This window comes from Actinoplanes aureus (assembly GCF_015704865.1).
Taxonomy (GTDB): Bacteria; Actinomycetota; Actinomycetes; order Mycobacteriales; family Micromonosporaceae; genus Actinoplanes; species Actinoplanes aureus.
In genome coordinates this window covers 333,324-349,126 of the sequence record NZ_JADQTO010000006.1, presented here as the reverse complement: position 1 = coordinate 349,126, position 15,803 = coordinate 333,324, and the positions used below count along the sequence as shown (strand labels likewise).

Annotated in this window: 11 protein-coding genes; 4 read left to right on the top strand and 7 right to left on the bottom strand. The window is 70.6% G+C overall.

Features of this window, described 5'->3' with window-relative positions:
- Positions 1–4: 4 nt before the first annotated feature.
- The 3 genes from I4J89_RS15590 to I4J89_RS15580 all read left to right on the top strand — a co-directional run bounded on the left by I4J89_RS15590 (position 5) and on the right by I4J89_RS15580 (position 2,056).
- Complete coding sequence (locus I4J89_RS15590) at positions 5–1,000, top strand: aliphatic sulfonate ABC transporter substrate-binding protein (protein WP_196414668.1); 996 nt, start codon at positions 5–7, stop codon at positions 998–1,000.
- Positions 997–1,632 carry an ABC transporter permease gene (locus I4J89_RS15585; RefSeq protein ID WP_309238333.1) on the top strand — a complete coding sequence of 212 codons (636 nt, stop codon included), beginning with the start codon at positions 997–999 and terminating at the stop codon, positions 1,630–1,632. Before I4J89_RS15590 ends, I4J89_RS15585 begins: the two co-directional genes overlap by 4 nt.
- A gap of 139 nt (positions 1,633–1,771) precedes the next feature.
- Positions 1,772–2,056, top strand: coding sequence for a hypothetical protein (locus tag I4J89_RS15580; RefSeq protein WP_309238332.1), 285 nt, complete (start codon positions 1,772–1,774; stop codon positions 2,054–2,056).
- Here the strand turns inward: I4J89_RS15580 and I4J89_RS15575 are convergent.
- The 7 genes from I4J89_RS15575 to I4J89_RS15545 form a co-directional block, all read right to left on the bottom strand.
- A complete protein-coding gene (locus tag I4J89_RS15575; RefSeq protein ID WP_196414667.1) occupies positions 2,053–3,399 on the bottom strand; it encodes a ferredoxin reductase family protein in 1,347 nt (448 codons plus the stop codon). The two genes, I4J89_RS15580 and I4J89_RS15575, sit on opposite strands and share 4 nt — an antisense overlap.
- An 86-nt stretch (positions 3,400–3,485) precedes the next feature.
- Positions 3,486–4,487 (bottom strand): TAXI family TRAP transporter solute-binding subunit, encoded by a 1,002-nt coding sequence (locus tag I4J89_RS15570; protein WP_196414666.1) that lies wholly within the window; start codon positions 4,485–4,487, stop codon positions 3,486–3,488.
- 35 nt (positions 4,488–4,522) lie between these two features.
- Positions 4,523–6,565 carry a TRAP transporter permease gene (locus I4J89_RS15565; protein ID WP_196414665.1) on the bottom strand — a complete coding sequence of 681 codons (2,043 nt, stop codon included), beginning with the start codon at positions 6,563–6,565 and terminating at the stop codon, positions 4,523–4,525.
- A 47-nt stretch (positions 6,566–6,612) separates the two neighbouring features.
- Complete coding sequence (locus I4J89_RS15560) at positions 6,613–9,813, bottom strand: NACHT domain-containing protein (protein WP_196414664.1); 3,201 nt, start codon at positions 9,811–9,813, stop codon at positions 6,613–6,615.
- Positions 9,814–9,829: 16 nt separating this feature from the next.
- Positions 9,830–11,425, bottom strand: coding sequence for a methyl-accepting chemotaxis protein (locus I4J89_RS15555; RefSeq protein WP_196414663.1), 1,596 nt, complete (start codon positions 11,423–11,425; stop codon positions 9,830–9,832).
- A gap of 150 nt (positions 11,426–11,575) precedes the next feature.
- Positions 11,576–12,193 carry a hypothetical protein gene (locus I4J89_RS15550; RefSeq protein ID WP_196414662.1) on the bottom strand — a complete coding sequence of 206 codons (618 nt, stop codon included), beginning with the start codon at positions 12,191–12,193 and terminating at the stop codon, positions 11,576–11,578.
- 6 nt (positions 12,194–12,199) lie between these two features.
- Positions 12,200–15,289: a phage tail protein gene (locus I4J89_RS15545; protein ID WP_196414661.1), complete on the bottom strand. Its 3,090-nt coding sequence runs from the start codon at positions 15,287–15,289 to the stop codon at positions 12,200–12,202.
- On the opposite strand from I4J89_RS15545, the gene I4J89_RS15540 reads away from it, so the two are divergent.
- Positions 15,279–15,509 carry a hypothetical protein gene (locus tag I4J89_RS15540; RefSeq protein ID WP_196414660.1) on the top strand — a complete coding sequence of 77 codons (231 nt, stop codon included), beginning with the start codon at positions 15,279–15,281 and terminating at the stop codon, positions 15,507–15,509. The genes I4J89_RS15545 and I4J89_RS15540 overlap by 11 nt on opposite strands.
- Positions 15,510–15,803: the final 294 nt, after the last annotated feature.

The window sequence follows — 15,803 nt, the reverse complement described above, 5'->3', positions numbered from 1 at the left end:
CGATATGAGGATCATGCGGGCCGTGCTCGCGGCGGCCGCCGCCACCGTCGTGCTGGCCGGATGCGTGCAGGGCGAGGACGCGCCGGCCGAGAAGGGCGGCGGTGGCGACGCCGTCACGCTGCGGCTGGACTACGCGTACTACAACCCGGCCAGCCTGGTGCTGCGCGACCAGAAGTGGCTGGAGACCGAGCTGGGCGCCAACGGCGTCACGGTGTCCTGGCAGCTCTCGGCCGGCAGCAACAAGGCGAACGAGGCGCTGCGGGCCGAGGCGATCGACGTCGGCTCGACCGCCGGGGTGGCGGCACTGGTGGCCCGCGCCAACGGGGCGCCGATCAAGACGATCAACGTGTTCAGCCAGCCGGAGTGGGCGGCGATCGTGGTGCCGAAGGGCTCGGCGATCACCTCGGTGGCCGGGTTGAAGGGCAAGAAGGTGGCCGCCACCAAGGGCACCGACCCGTACTTCTTCCTGCTCCAGACCCTGGCCGAGGCGGGACTGAAGCCGGACGACGTGACCGTCACCAACCTTCAGCACGCCGACGGCAGGACCGCCCTCGAACGCGGTGACGTGGACGCGTGGGCCGGGCTCGACCCGCTGATGGCGACGTCCGAACTGGAGGCCGGCTCGAAGCTGATCTACCGCAACGTGGGCTTCAACTCGTACGGCGTGCTCAACGCCCGGGAGACGTTCCTGAGCGAGCATCCGGAGCTGGCGCAGGCCGTGGTGAACGCATACGAGAAGGCACGTCAGTGGATCAAGGACAACCCGGACCAGGCGGTGACGCTGTACGCCAAGGAGGCGAAGATCTCCGAGGCGGTGGCGACCAAGGTGCTGACCGAGCGGACCCGCCTCGATATCGACCCGGTGCCCGGCGCCGCGCAGAAGACGGTCTTCGAGAAGATCCTGCCGGTGCTGGTCGCGGACGCCAACGTCAAGACCGAGGAGGCCGCCCGGACCGCGCTCGACTCGATCTTCGAGCCGAAGTACGCGAGCGCTTCGTGACCCTGCTCCACCGCCGTACGGCCGGCGTCGTCCTGCCCCTGCTGCTTCTCGCGGTGTGGCAGCTGACCGCGTCGGCCGGGATCTACTCGGCGGCGCAGCTGCCGCCGCCCAGCGAGGTGGTCACCGCGCTGGGTGAGCTGCTGCGCCGCGGGGAGCTCTGGCACCACCTGGCGATCAGTACGCAGCGCGTGCTGATCGGCTTCGCCGCCGGCTCGGTGCTCGGGCTGGCCCTCGGCGGGCTGGTCGGCCTCTCCCGTACGGCGAGCGCGATGCTGTCACCGACCGTGCAGGCGATCCGGGCCGTACCGTCGCTGGCCTGGGTGCCCCTGCTGCTGCTCTGGCTCGGCATCGGCGAGACACCGAAAATCGTGCTGGTAGCGATCGGTGCGTTCTTCCCGGTCTACACGACGGTGTCGGCGGCCCTCGCGCACATCGATCCGCACCTGATCGAGGTCGGCCGCGCGTACGGGCGATCCGGGCTCCCGCTGCTCGGCACCGTCCTGTTCCCGGCCGCCACCCCGTCGATCCTCTCCGGACTCCGGCTGGGCCTCGCGCAGGGCTGGCTCTTCCTGGTCGCGGCGGAGCTGATCGCCTCGTCGATGGGACTGGGCTTCCTGCTGATCGACAGCTAGAACACCGGGCGTACCGATGTGATGTTGCTGGCGATCATCCTGCTGGCCCTGCTCGGCAAGCTCAGCGACACCGTGCTCGGCGCCGGCGAACACCGCCTGCTGGCGGCCCGCCGCTGACCGGTGCGCCATACTGCCTGCCGTGACGAACGACGGACTGCTTCTGGTCGCGGTGGTGGAGATGGCCGGCGGGCACGCCGAAACCGGCCGGCGGTACGAGGACGCCGTGCTGGCGCTGCTCGGCCGGCACGGCGGGACACTCGAACGCCGGCTGCGCGAGGACGGCGGCACGGAGGTGCACGTGATCCGCTTCGCCGCCCGGTCCGGTCTGGACTCGTTCATGGTGGACCCGGAACGGCTGGCGCTGCGGGCCGAGATCGGCGACGCCGCACCCACCACCCGGGTCCTCGAGGTCCGCGACGTCTAGGCCGCCAGCCGGAACGCCTCGAAGTGCACCTGGCGGGACGGGACCCGCAGCTCGCGGAGGCTCTTCAGGACAGCGCCGGTCAGCGCCGCCGGACCGCACACGTACACGTCGCGGTCGGTGATGTCCGGGACCAGCGACTGGAGGCTGTCCGGGCGGAACGGCTGGTTTCCCGGGCCGGTCTTCCCGGTGATCACGTGCAGCCGGGCGCCGCGGACGCGGGCCAGGTTGCGCAGCTCACCGAGCAGCACCGCCTCGGCCGTGGAGCGGACCCGGTAGAGGACTACCACGTCGCCGCCGATCTCCGGGTCCTCGAGCAGCGAGCGGATCGGCGTGATGCCGATCCCGCCGGCGATCAGCAGGGTGGCCGTCCGGGTACGCCGGGCCAGGGTGAACGCGCCGTACGGGCCCTCGGCGAAGACGCGGGCGCCGATCGGCAGGTCCCGTAGCCCGGCGCTGGTCGTACCGATGCCCTTGGCGGTGAGCCGCAGCGAACGGCCGTTCGGCGCCGCGGACAGGGAGAACGGGTTCACCTGCCACCACCGGTTGTGCCCGGGGAAGCGCCACAGGAAGAACTGGCCGGCCCGGGCCGGCAACCGGTCCAGGTCACGGCCGGTGACGTGCACCGACACCACGTCGCCGGACTCCGGGACGACCGCGGCGACCCGCAGCCGGTGCCGGGCGTTGCGGATCAGCGGGACGATCAGCCGGCCGGTCAGCAGGGCACCGAGGGCGAACGCCCACAGCCCCCACCAGTACACCTCGGTCCAGATGTTGATCCTGAAGGCGGTGCCCTCGTAGAGCTGGTGTATCACGCCGAGCGTGACCACGACGTAGAGCAGCAGGTGGACCGCGTGCCAGGTCTCGTAGGACAGGCGGCGCCGCGCGATCCGGACGGAGAGGGCCACGACCAGCACGATCAGGCCGACCGCGATCAGGCCGAGGATCACCGGCAGCTGCTTCGACAGGGTCAGCGCGGTCCGGAGGACCGACACCTTGTCGTAGACGGCGAAGCCAACGATCACGAACGAGGGGTGCAGGATCGCGAGCCAGAAGATGGTGAAGCCGACCCACCGGTGCCAGCCGGTGAGCCGGTCCATGCCGAACGCCCGGTCCAGCACCGGCAGGCGGGCGATCAGCAGGATCTGGACGACCATCGCGAAGGCCAGGTGGAGGCCGAGGAGACGGCCGATGGAACCGAACAGGTTGTGCGCCGGCGGGCCGGCGATCTGGAACATCAGCTGGATGGCGACGAGGTTGAGGAGAAGGAACACCCCGATCGAGGCGCGTGCGGCCAGGGCGGAGCGGCGGACGGTGATTACCTGTGGGTGGGTCACGGCGGTCATCCCGGTCTCCCCTGCTGTGCTGTTGTCAGGGTGTACCGCGGGTGCCGCCGCCCGGTTCAGCCGGGCGGCGGCGGATCTCCGCTGCTCTACTGTGGTGCGCCCAGGTCGTCCAGGGCCTTCGTGGCGCCCCGCTGCACCGGCACCGGGGCGGTCTGGCGTGCGGTCTGCACGTTGATCTCCTTGGCCGCCGCGTTGGCCTGTTCCAGCTGGGCCTTGCGGTCGAAGAGCGTCTTGGTGAGCACGCACGCCACGTTCGGGTCCAGGTCCTCGCGGACCAGCAGGAAGTTCGGCACCACGATGGTCTTCACGTCGGCGGCCGTGCCGTACGCGGCGGCCGGGATGCTGCCCTCCTGATAGACCTCGTTGATCTTCTGCATCTCCGGCAGCAGCGGGGTGATGTCGAGGAACTCGACCTGGTCCTTCGCCGTGGTGAGCAGGTCGGTGATACCCGGCGTGGGCAGGCCGCCGGACCAGAACAGCGCGTCGATCGTGCCGTCCTTCATCCCGTCGACGGTCTTGGTGAGGTCCAGCTTCTGCGCCTGGACGTCGGTCTCCGGCTTCAGCCCGGCCGCGGTCAGGATGCGGTTGGCGATCACCTCGGTGCCCGACTTGGGCGAGCCGGTGGAGACCCGCTTGCCCTTCATCCCGGCGACGTCCTTGATGCCGGACGCCTTGCGGACGATCACCTGGGTGTAGTTGGTGTGAATGCGGGCCAGCGCGGCGATCGGCTGCTTCTCGGTGAAGCTGCCGGTGCCGTTGATCGCGTTCGCCGCCGTGTCGGCCAGCGAGAAGGCGACGTCGTACGTGCCGGCGACCAGCTGCTGGATGTTCTGCACCGAGGCGCCGGTCTCGGCGGCCGTCGCCTGGACGTTGCCGCCGGCCGCGTTGATCTGCTCGGCGTACGCGTTACCGAGCGCGAAGTAGACGCCGGTGGCGTTCCCGGTCGCGATGCCGATCCGGGTCGCCTGCTCGACCTCGCAGGTGACGTCGCCGCCGGTGTCGCTGGCGGCGCTGTCCTGCCGGCCGCCGCACGCCGCGGTCGTCACCGCGAGCGCGCCGACCAGTGCGGTGCTCACTATGCGTCTCATGTTCTCCTCCGGGGAACGAGTGGTGCGCTACGAACTCATCCGTGGGGGGACGACTCGGGTTTCGGTACGGCGTCCGGCACTTCGGGCGCGGCGGGCTCGTCCGCGCCGCGGCCGCGCTGGACGGCCGCGACGAGAGCGGCCACGATCAGCGCGGCGATACCGGCGGCGATCGCGACCGGCTCCAGGTAGAGCAGCAGCAGCCCGGCCGCACCGGCGAGGACCCGGCTCACCGGGCCGGCCGGACCGACGCCCGGCACCCAGCCACCGGTCGCGATCGCCAGGCCGACCACGGCCAGGGCCGCCGCCGCGGTGGTCCAGAGGATGCCGGTCACCGGCCCGCGGGCGAGCAGGTACTCGCCGTTGTCGGTCAGGACGAACGCGATCGGGGCGAGGAAGGCCGGAAGCGCGTACTTCAACGCCTGCCACATGGTCGGGATCGCCCGGCCGCCGGTGATCGCGCTCGCGCCCACCGCCGCCAGGGCGGTGGGCGGGGTGACCTCGGAGAGCACCGAGTAGTAGAAGACGAACATCGCCGCGGCCGGCGCCGGGACGCCGAGGGTGAGCAGCGCCGGCCCGATGATCACCCAGCCGATGATGAAGCTGGCGGTGACCGGCACCGCCAGGCCGAGCAGGGCCAGCGCGAACGCCGCCAGCACCACGGTCAGCGCCAGCACCGCGGTCGGGTTGTCGGTGATCGCCTGCGCGCCGTTGACCAGCAGCGAGGCGAGTTGCGCGCCGAGGCCGGTCTTGGTGGTGGTCGCGGTGATGATGCCGGCGGCGGCGCAGACCGCGACGACCGGCAGGACTCCGCGTACGCCCGCGGATAGTGCCACAAAGATCCGTCGCGGGGTCATCCAGTGCCGGCGGTCCAGGAAGGACAGCGCGCCGGCCAGGATGGTCGCGTAGACCACCGCGCGGGTGGCGGTCTCGCCGAGCGCGAGGAGCACGACGATCACCACGAGCGACGAGAAGTGGTAGCCGAACCGGGCCAGCAGCCGCCACGCGCTGGTCTGCGGGGCGTCGATCGCGCGTACCCCGAACCTTCGCACGTCGATCTCCACCGCGAGCAGGATGCCCAGGTAGTAGAGAACGGTCGGGATCATCGCCCAGCCGAGAACGGTCAGGTAGGAGACGTTCAGGTACTCGGCGACGATGAACGCGGCCGCGCCCAGGGTCGGCGGCGAGAGGATGGCGCCGACACCGGCCGCGGCCAGCATCCCGCCGGCCTGCTCCCGGGGGTAGCCGGCCTTGCGCAGCATCGGCCAGGTGACCGCGCCGACGCTGACCGCGGTGGCCGTACCGGATCCGGAGACCGTGCCCAGCAGGAAGCCCGCGGCCACCGCGGTGCGTCCCGCCGCGCTGCGCGACTTGCGGAAGGCGGCGACCGAGAGATCGACGAAGAACCGGCTTCCGCCGGACAGGTCCAGCACGGCGCCATAGATGGTGAACAGCACGATGTACGTGGCAGCGACGTCCAGCGGCGTCCCGTAGAAGCCGCTCCCCGAGTTGTAGAGGGCGTCGACGATCTGGGCGAAGTCCAGTCCGGCGTGCGCCACCGGCAGGTGCTGAGGCAGCAGGCCGCCGTAGTAGCCGTACGCCAGGAAGAGCAGGCAGACGATCGGCAGCGCCCACCCGGTGGTCCGCCGGCACGCCTCGATCACCAGCACCAGCAGCACCGCGCCGAAGATCACGTCGATCGGTTCCAGCAGACCCTGCCGGTCGAGGAACGCGTTGTAGCCGCCGTCGAACGGGTTCAGCGGATAGAGGCAGACCAGCAGCGCCCCGGCGGCCAGCACCCAGTCGCTCACGCCGGGCAGCTCCCGGCCGTTACCGAACCCCGATCGGTACGCGAGAAAGACCAGCGGCAGTGTCCCCGCCAAGAAGATGATCAGGTAGTACTGGCTGCCCTGGGCGAGCGGCCGGAACACCTGCCAGAGCACCAGCAGGGCGACACCGAACGCGACGATCGAGACGAACGCTCCGACCCGGCCGGGAAGCTCACGAGCCGGCCGCTCCTCCTCGTCGTAATGCACCGCGGCCGGCTCGGCTGGCGGCCCGCCGGATCGATCTTCGCCCATGGACCGGACATTAGTCGCCGCGCACATGTCCCACTACTACAGAATTTCTACAGCGAAATTCCACCGGCCTCACCGCGTGTCTCGACCTCGGCGACAATCGCGGCCACCGCCGTCCGGGTGAATTTGTCCGCGCCCCTCAGCTCCCCGGAAGCGGACTTGACCAGTCGCCGGCAGATCCGCGCCAACAGCTGGGCGGAGTCCGGATCCGTGTGTGCCCGGCCGAGCAGGACCACACCGGCGGCGTGCAGGAGCGGCACCAGCCGATCCGTGGGAGGCGTGCCCCAGGCACTCAGCCATTCATCCAGCTGACTCACCACCTCGAGCACGACCGCGAGGGGAAGCCGCGTGTTGATCTGGAGGGCGTTGCAGAGCAGCCTCCAGAGTGCGTCGGCCTCATCGTCGGGCAGCACCGAATCGCTGGCGAGGGCGGCACACTGAAGATAGGCCTGCCGGGTCACGTCGGCGTTGCTCCAGGTGGCGTCCGACAACAACGCGGTCAGCAGGTTCCGGGCGACCGACCGTGGCTCCCCCGCCGGGGTACCGAACAGCCAGAGACCGTTGGCGAGCGGCGACTGCAGCAGCGGCTCGACGGCATGCAGCAACGCGTAACTCCGGGCACCGCCGTCGAACTCGATGGCGCGGCGAAAGGTGGCCGGCATCTGCCCGCCCACGACGAAGTCGGCCTCGCCCTCGGGCACCTCGAACACCCACCGCGGGTCCGGGGGATGGAGTCCGAGCTCGTGGCGGCCGACCGCGAGCCACAGATCGCGTACGCCGTCCGGCTCCCAGCAGGGACTGATCTCCAGCGCCTCGATCATGCCTTCCCAGCCCTCGTCGGTGAGCTGGGAGTGCCAGAGCAGCGCCTGGTCGTGCCACTGCCGGGCCGGATCGGCCGGTCCCGGCTCGGCAAGCGTGCCGAAGCGCAGCTCGCCGGAGACGATCACGGCGAGCAGGATCAGGTTGGCGGTGTAGGCGGCATAGCGCGCCGGCATCCGCATGGTCACCGGCCGGTACTCGCCGGCCTGCAAGCCCCAGTTCAGGTGCTGGCTACGGCGGTAAATGCGGGCGAGCGTCCCGGGCCAGTCGTCCTGGTGGCCCTTCTCGGCGAGCCGGGCCGCCATCTGGCCGAGGAAGCGGACGATCGGTGCCCGGACCACCAGGGGTGCGAACGAGAGCAGCCGGGCGAGCAGGCCGTCGTCGGTGTTCCAGCCGGGTGACGCGGTGACGGACGCCCGGGCCACGGCTTCTTCGAGCATCTGCCAGGTGAAGCGCGCGACGAGGTATTCGCCGAAGGTGGCGTGCAGGAACTCGTACGTCTGAAGGGTCTGCCGTCCCCGGACGGCCTGGGCCCGGTGCACGAAGAAGAACCGGCCCAGAAGCAGGGTGGCGGGATTTATCCCGCCGTCGGCGCCGGGCGCGGCACCGAAGATCGCCTCGAGGTCGCGTTCCAGGTCCGCCTCGGTGACCCACTGCGCGGAGCGGTTCAGCATGGCGAACGCGACCACCGAGAGGCGGCGTAACTCCTGCTCGACCTTGGGCTGGCACTCCTCGTCGGAGAGGTGCGGGCCGGCCTTGCGCACCTCGCGCCGGGCGAAGGTGGTGAGCAGGCGCTCGTAGAGTTCGCCCGGCGAGAGTTCGCCGGTGTGCTGCAGCCCGTTCTCGTCGGCGTCGTAGAGGGCGAGCATCAGCAACAGCAAGGGCTGCCCGGCCAGGTCCGGAAAGCGGAGCGCGACCTCGGCCGGCAGGGTACGCAGTCCGCGCTCGGCCAGCCGTGCCCCGTTGGTCTCCCGCCAGACGGCAAGCCAGCTGGATATCCGGGTGTCGTCGAACGGTTCCAGCCTGAGCAGCAAGGTGTCGGGTGGCGCGGTGGCCCGGTCCGCGACGCTGGTCCGTGTCGTGGCCAGCACCGCGACGGCCCGGCCCAGATCCCGCTCCCGCTGCTGGAAGTCGGCGACCTTGTACAGGTAGTCGCTCTGGCTGGTCGCGGTCGCCTGCAACAACTCGTCGAAGCCGTCCAGCAGGATCACCGGCAGCCGCCCGTCCGCCGCCTCGGCCAGCCGGGGCCAGGTGATCGTCTCGGTGGTGTTGACCCGCACCGCCTCCTCGATGTGGCGCTGCAGGTCGAGCGCGGTGTCGACGTCGCGCAACGGCACCCTGATCGGCAGGAAGTCGCCCTCGACCAGCCCGGCGGCCAGCACCTTGGTGAGCACCGACTTGCCGGCGCCGGGCTGCCCGAGCACCACCATCGGGGCCGTCTGCGCCCGCGGCGAGGTCAGATAGCCGGCCAGCGTCTGGTGCAGATCGGAGCGGACCGGCACGTCCTGCCAGACCCGCTCGTCACTCGCCGCGAAGTCCGGGCCCGCCTCGGTGATCCGGAACAGCGACGGCAGGTACGCCGCTCGCAGGCTGGGCACGTCCAGTCCGGCCGGCAGGTCGCCGGTTTCCACGACCGGCCGCTCGAGCAGGGCCCGGTACGCGCGGGTCAGCACGTAGGCGACGCCGGTCGGCGTGGCCGCCGGACCGGCGAGGCGGCGCATCAGCTCATGGTTCTCCCGTACCGAGAAGAGCAGAGCGCTCGCCTGCTCGTCGCGCAGCCAGAGATCCACCTCGGGGCAGTCGATCCGCAGGTCGAGAAGCAGTTCCTCGTATCGCTGGACCGCGCGGTCCGGAAGCCGGTTGAGCGCGCGCCTGGCCGCCTCCTCCCGGCCGGGACCGAGGCGGTCCCAGAGGGCCAGCCCGTGCAGGAAGGCCTCGGCGCTGAGGGCGAGCTGCCGGTAGTAGGCGGCCAGGTCGCTCAGGTAGGCGTCCCGGAAGCCGTGCGGCTCGGGTAGGCGGACCGCGGCTCGCAGGGCCCGGTGGGCAAGGCTCTGCGCATGGCTCGCCTCCCGGGTGGCCAGCCGTAGCTGATCCTCCTCGGACAGTGCCGCCTCGGCCAGTTTGAACGGCACGTCCTCGGCCAGCCGTTCGAAGAAGGCGGCGATGACGACGACCGTGTGCGCGGCGGCGACGCGTTCGGTCCGGCTGAGCCGGTGCGCACCGGTCAGCCGCTGCGAGAAGATCTTGACGACCTGCTGCGAGAGCTTCGCGAACTGCGCGTGCGCGTCGAACCAGCCGAGCACACCGGTGGTGGTGATCGTCGCGCCGAGCAGCAGTCCCCCGGTCACGTCGTTGAGCCGGCGTACCCACTCGTCATCCGGGCCCTGCCCGAGGATGCGTACCGCGTCGGCGTAGCTGAGGGCTTTCGGCACCCATCCATCGTGGCACCTATCGACTGATTTCGAAGCGGCGCACCGCGCCGGTCAGTTCGTCGGCCATGCCGGCCAGATGATGGGCCGCCGCGCGGGAACTGTTCAGGCCGGAGGTGGTCGCCGCGGCGGCGCCGGCCACCTCGCTGACACTGCGGGCGATCTCCTCGGCACCGGTGGCCGCCTCGGTGACGCTGCGAGTGATCTCGCCGGCGGTGGCGGTTTGCTCCTCGACGGCCGAGGCGATGGTGGTCTGGTAGTCGCTGATCCGCATGATCACCCCGGAGATCCGCTCGATCGCCGCGACCGCGCCGGCCGTGTCCGTCTGGATCATCTGGACCCGCTGGCCGATCGTCTCGGTCGCCTTCGCGGTCTCCTGGGCCAGCTCCTTGACCTCGCCCGCCACCACCGCGAAACCCTTGCCGAGTTCGCCGGCGCGGGCCGCCTCGATGGTGGCGTTCAGGGCGAGCAGGTTGGTCTGCTCGGCGATCGAGTTGATCACCTTGATGATGTTGCCGATCTCGTTCGACGACTCGCCCAGCTTGCCGACGATCCCGCTGGTCTCCTGGGCCACCGTGACCGCCTCGGTGGCCACGCCGGCCGCGTCCGAGGCGTTCGTCGCGATCTCCCGGATCGACACGCCCATCTCCTCGGCCGCGGCGCTGAGCGTGTGCACGTGCCGGGCCACGTCCTCGGCGGCCTGCTGTGCGGCGGCCGCCCGGCCGGCCGCGGTGTCCGCGCCGGTGGCGAGGCTGTCGTTGACGACGTTCAGGTTGCGGGAGGAGTCCAGCACGGTCGCCGCACTGCTGTTGATCACGGTGACCGCGTCCCGCATGCTCGCGGTGGCCTGGCGGAGCGCCTCGGCCATCTGGCCCACCTCGTCCCGGCTGCGGACCTCGGGGTCGCGGGTGAGATCACCGGCCGCCACCGCCTTGAGCACGTCGGTGACCCGCCGCACCGGCCCGACGACGGCACGCACCGCGAGCAGCGCCACCGCCAGCCCGACCAGGAGGCCGAGGACGCCGATGACCAGCACCTGGGTGGTGACGGTCCGCTTGGCCTCGGAGACCTCGCGGTTGGCGGCGACCGCCTCATCGGCGTGCGCCTGCTCCAGGGTGGTGAACTGCTCGTCCACCTCGGTGAACACCGCGGTGGCGGGATTCCACCCGGCCCAGAAGCCGGGCAAATCGTTCTGGGCCGCGGCCGGCATCATCACCTCGTCGCGCAGCCGGAGGAACTCCGCGTAGTTCTCCTCGAGGCTGGAGGCGAGCCGCTGGTCGGCGGCGTGTGGCGCGTACTGCGACCAGACCGTGGTGACGCGCTGGTCCAGCTCATCCATCTGGGCGCTGATCTTCCGCCGGAACTCGGCACCGGACATGTAGTAGTTCAGCGTCAGCATCCGCGTCCGCAGCACGTCCTGGTGCAGGCTGGCGAGATGCTGGATCGGGGTGACGCCGTTCTGGTAGACGGCGTTCGACCGGGTCTCGACGAGCCGGAGCCCGCCGACCGCGATCAGAATGACCGAGGCGCAGGCGAGCGCGACGGCTACCACCGAGGTGAGCATCTTGACAGCCAGCGGCAGATCGGCAAGACGCTGCCGCGGCGAGCGAGACATGCGGAATCAGCCCTTTCCTAAGCAGCCGCTCCTCCCCATCGTCTAATCGGTGAGCGGGCGCGGTGGCTGAGCCTCTTCAGTGACACGGGAGGTGCCTTGAGGGCCGACATCAGCGCAATCAGGACGGCGCCTACCTCCGGCAGCGCCGCGTCACTCGAACCACTCATCCGGGCCACGGAAGCCCGGCACCCCTTCGCCTCCGAATTCTTCGGCCTCGCGTGCGAGAGCCGAAAGGACCTTCCGGCCATCCGAAGACAACCCCTCCGGCTGAGGCTCACCAGCAAAGGCAACGGCGAACCGGTACGTGACCCAGCGACGAACCGCCACGTCCGGCCGGGTAATGGGCAGGAGTTCGACGGCCCCGGTCGCAATCTTGATCGCCCCGCGCCGAGGCGGCGACCACCGGTAGTCGGCCTCGGCGAATTCGGCCGCCGGGGCGCCACCGTACGGGCTGGGCGCCTGCGCGGAGCCGGCGAAAGCCACTCTCGCGCGGACCGCGTCGCCGGTAACGGAGAGCGGCTCGAGAATCTGCTCGGCGGAGAGGCCGAGGAGTTCGCGAACCGGCAGCTCAGGAACCACGACACAGCCGCGCGCCCAATCCTCGGCCGGGACACCGCCGTCCACCACGTCGGATATGAACTTCGTGGCGTAGGCGCGATTCTCCGGCGAAACCACACGCCAGAAGAACATCTGGCGCTGCGCGGGCTGCATCGTTCGCATCTCATCGATCAGCTCGGGCGCCATCCGATTCAGGTCCTCGACGACCATCCCGCCTCACTTCCGGGCAGTCGCGGAGACGCTTCCCGGCACCAACTGCTTGCCGAAGCCCTCCACATCGACGCTCTCCAAACCGCCCAGCTCGATCGTGAAATTCGCATAACCGACAGCCTCCCGGTGGCTACCGAATGACACCTTGCGGATCGCCACCTGCGCCCAAGCCTCGCTTCCCGCCCCGGGCATGGCGAGTTGAGCCTTGTACCACTCCTTTTGGAAGTGCTTCAAATTGTCCTCCTGAAGGGATCCTCCCAACGTCTCGGGGTCTCGGCCGAACGTCTCGCGGTACCTCGCGTTGACGAGATCCAGGGCGATCGAGGTGATTCCCTTGATCGCCAGGGAGTACGTTTTGCCTTGGTGGCTGACGGAATTCTTGTACAGCCCCATGGTCGGGCCCTTGGGATCAGGTGTCCCGTCCGCCCGCATCGGAACGCTCGCCAGTCCCCAGAGTGCGGACCCGCCAGGCAGGTTGACCATCAGCTCGACGTCCCAGCTCTTCGCCGAGAGCTTTCCGGGCGTGGCGTAGAGGTCCTCCTTCGTGACACTGATCTTCTCCGGGCTCTCCAGGTTCTCGCTCTCCCCGGTCGGATTGATGCTGGCCCGCGCCCGGAAGACGCCCGGCGCCCGATCGATGAGGACCAGCTCGGTCAATCCGTAGCGCCGCTTGATGCGCGGGATCGCCTTTTCGACCTTCTTCCGGTCGCCGCCGCCCGCGACGATCCCCTCGACCTTGCGCAACGCGGCGGCGATCGCCTGGAGCTTCTGCTTCTCGGAGCGGGTCTCCTTCTTGCCGGGCTTCGGCCTGGACGCGCGCCGGGCCAGCAGGCTCTTGAGCTTCTCCCAGGCCTTCTTGAGCAACGCCACGATCTTGTCGATCACCCAGTCCACAGCTCGCCCGACCTGCTTCGCCAGCTTCTCGACGAACTTGCGCACCCGCCCCGGAATCCCGCCCAGCCCGAGGATCGCCGCCAGCACCCCGATCAGGATCGGGATCGACCTGGCCAGCGCCCTCTCGATCAGCGCCGCCACCCCGCCGGCTCCACCGCGGGCTATCGCGATCACCGCGTCCAGCACGGCGTTGACGAACTCGATGATCTGCCGCCCGCGCTCGACGATGAACCGGACGATGTCGATGATCAGCTTGCAGGCGCGGATGAACGCGGACGCCGGGTTGAGCAGCGACAGCACCCACATGATCCCGGCCTGGATCACCGTCGGGATGATGAAGTCGGCGATGTTGTCGAAGAGCTGTTTCTTGAGGTCGCCGACCCGGGCCTTCAGATCCTCCCAGATCGCACCGGGGCCCTCCTTGCCGATCCTGACCAGAATCGGTGCCGCGCGTTCGAGTTCGCCGGTCGCCTGCCGGGCCGGTGGTGGCAGCTTCTTCATGATCCGGGCCTTGATCGCGGCGGCGGTCAGGCCGAGCATGCTCGCCAGCATCAGCAGCAGGCCCTTGGCGTCCAGCTTCTGCGGCAGCTGGATGCCGGCTCGGGCGGCCGCGCCCAGCAGCCAGCCGAGCATGCCCTGCAACAGGTGCGTGCCGATGTTGGCGAGGAAGAGGCGGAGGCCCGCGCCGACCGCCGACACCAGGTTGCGCAGGAAGCCGATCGGGTCCTTCAGGATCAGCATGACCGCCTGTGCGGCCTTCGCGAGCACGCCGAGCAGCAGGTTCTTGAGTTCCAGGATGGTCTTGATGACGCCCTTGACCGCGTCCACGGCCTTGGCGACCAGGCCCTTGTTCTTCTCCTTCTCGGCGGCGATCTCGTCGTCGACCGCCTTGAGCGCGTCGGTGTACTTCGTGGCGAGGGTGTCGACCAGTTCGGTGCCCTTGTCGTCCACCGACTGCTCCAGGTCGTCGAAGCGGCCGGAGAACTCGGACGCGGCCTCGCGGGCGATCGCCTTCTGGTCGGCGGGCAGCTTGTCGATCGCCGCCTTCAGTTCGTCGCGGCCCCGGGCGATGCGCTGCTTGGCGCGGTTCAGTTCGGCGCCGATCAGGTCGGCGATGTCCGAGATGACCTGGCGCATCCGGCGCACGTAGCCCTCGCGGGCGCGCACGAAGATGTCGTCCGCTTCCTTCGGCAGGCCCAGTAGCTTGTCCCGGCCCCAGCGGTACCACCCGAGCCCGCCGCTGTAGCGCCGCTCCTTGTAGGCGTCCATCTCGCGCCGGTGCTCGGCGGTGAAGGCGTCCCGGGCGGTCTTCTCCTTCTCGGTGAACTGGGCGTCCACCTTCTGATCGAGACCGGTCAGGATCGCCTCGACGTCCTTCTTGGTGACGTCGAAGACGCTCTGCAGCACGGCGGTGACCGCGGCCTGCTTCTGCTCGTCCGCGGACTGCGCTTTGGACTTGCCCGCGGCGACCTGCTGTCCGGCGGTGCGGCGGTCGGCGGCCAGGGCGGCCATGCCCTCGGCGCCTTCCTTGCCGGCCGCGGCCTTGCCCTCGGCGAGGACGGCGTGCTCGTCGGCGCGGATCTTGCCGGGTGCGTCGGCGGAGTGTTCCCCGGCGGTCTTGCGCTGGTCCAGGGCACCGGTGAACCGCGGTTCGTTCGACTTCGCCAGCTGCTGCTCGGTGACCTGGGCATCGGCCATCTGCCGGTCGATCTGCCGGGGCCCGGCGGAGAAGTCGGTCGCCGCGGGCGGCGCCTTGTCGGGCACGGCGAGGCGCGGGTCGGGCCGGGCGGGCACGCCCGGCGGGCGGTCCGCCTCCAGGGGTACGACCTGCTTGTCCACGACTCCGGAGGTGTCCGGCCCGGCGGCCGTGGTCGCCGCGATCTCCCCGGCCGACGTGGCTTTGCCGGCCTCCACCTGGCCTTGAACCTGGTCCTTGACCTCGGCGGCCTTGCCGGAGCCGGCGAACTCGTCGGCCTCTTCCAGGTTCTTCGGCGCCCGCTCGGCGATCGCCTTCTCGACGGCCTGGACGAACGCGCCCTTGTCGAACTCGCGCGGCTTCGCCTCGTTCATGTTCTCCGCCTGGGCCGCCTTGCCCTCGGCGACCCGGTGGTCGGCGGGCTGCTTGGCGGCTGCGCCGGCGGCCGCCGCCTCGGCCTTCGCCGGCGGGTGGCTGGCACCGATGTGGCGCTTCTTGGCCGTCACGTCCTTCGCGAGCGCCTGGAACTTCGGATCCGACCCGGGACCACCCCGCCTGCCGACCGGAGCGGCGCCCCCGGCGGCGGGCGCGCTCGGCGCTCCACCCGCGACCGCCGCCGATTGCACCGGCGGCGCACCGGCAGGCGCGCTGGGCGCTCTGCTCGCGGCCGTCACGGGCTGCACCGCCACCGAACCAGCAGGCGCGCTCGCACTCATCAGCGATTGAGCCGCCGAACCACCGGCCGCGCCCGGCGCACCACTGGCCACGCTCGGCGAACCACCGGCCGCGCTCGGCGCTTCCCTTGCGCCCGCAGACGGCTGAGCCGGCGACAACCCCAGCGACGGTACGCCCGCAGCACTCCCCCGCCCAGCCGGAGCCCCGCCCCGGAGCTGCCGCCCAGCGCCCGCGACCGCCGCACCCGGTGGCAGCGCGCCCAGCATCGACGCCACCGCCGCGTTCCCGGCGACCGGCGGCCCACCCGTCCCCGGCCCGCCGGGCGTCCGGGCCGCACCCGGCGCG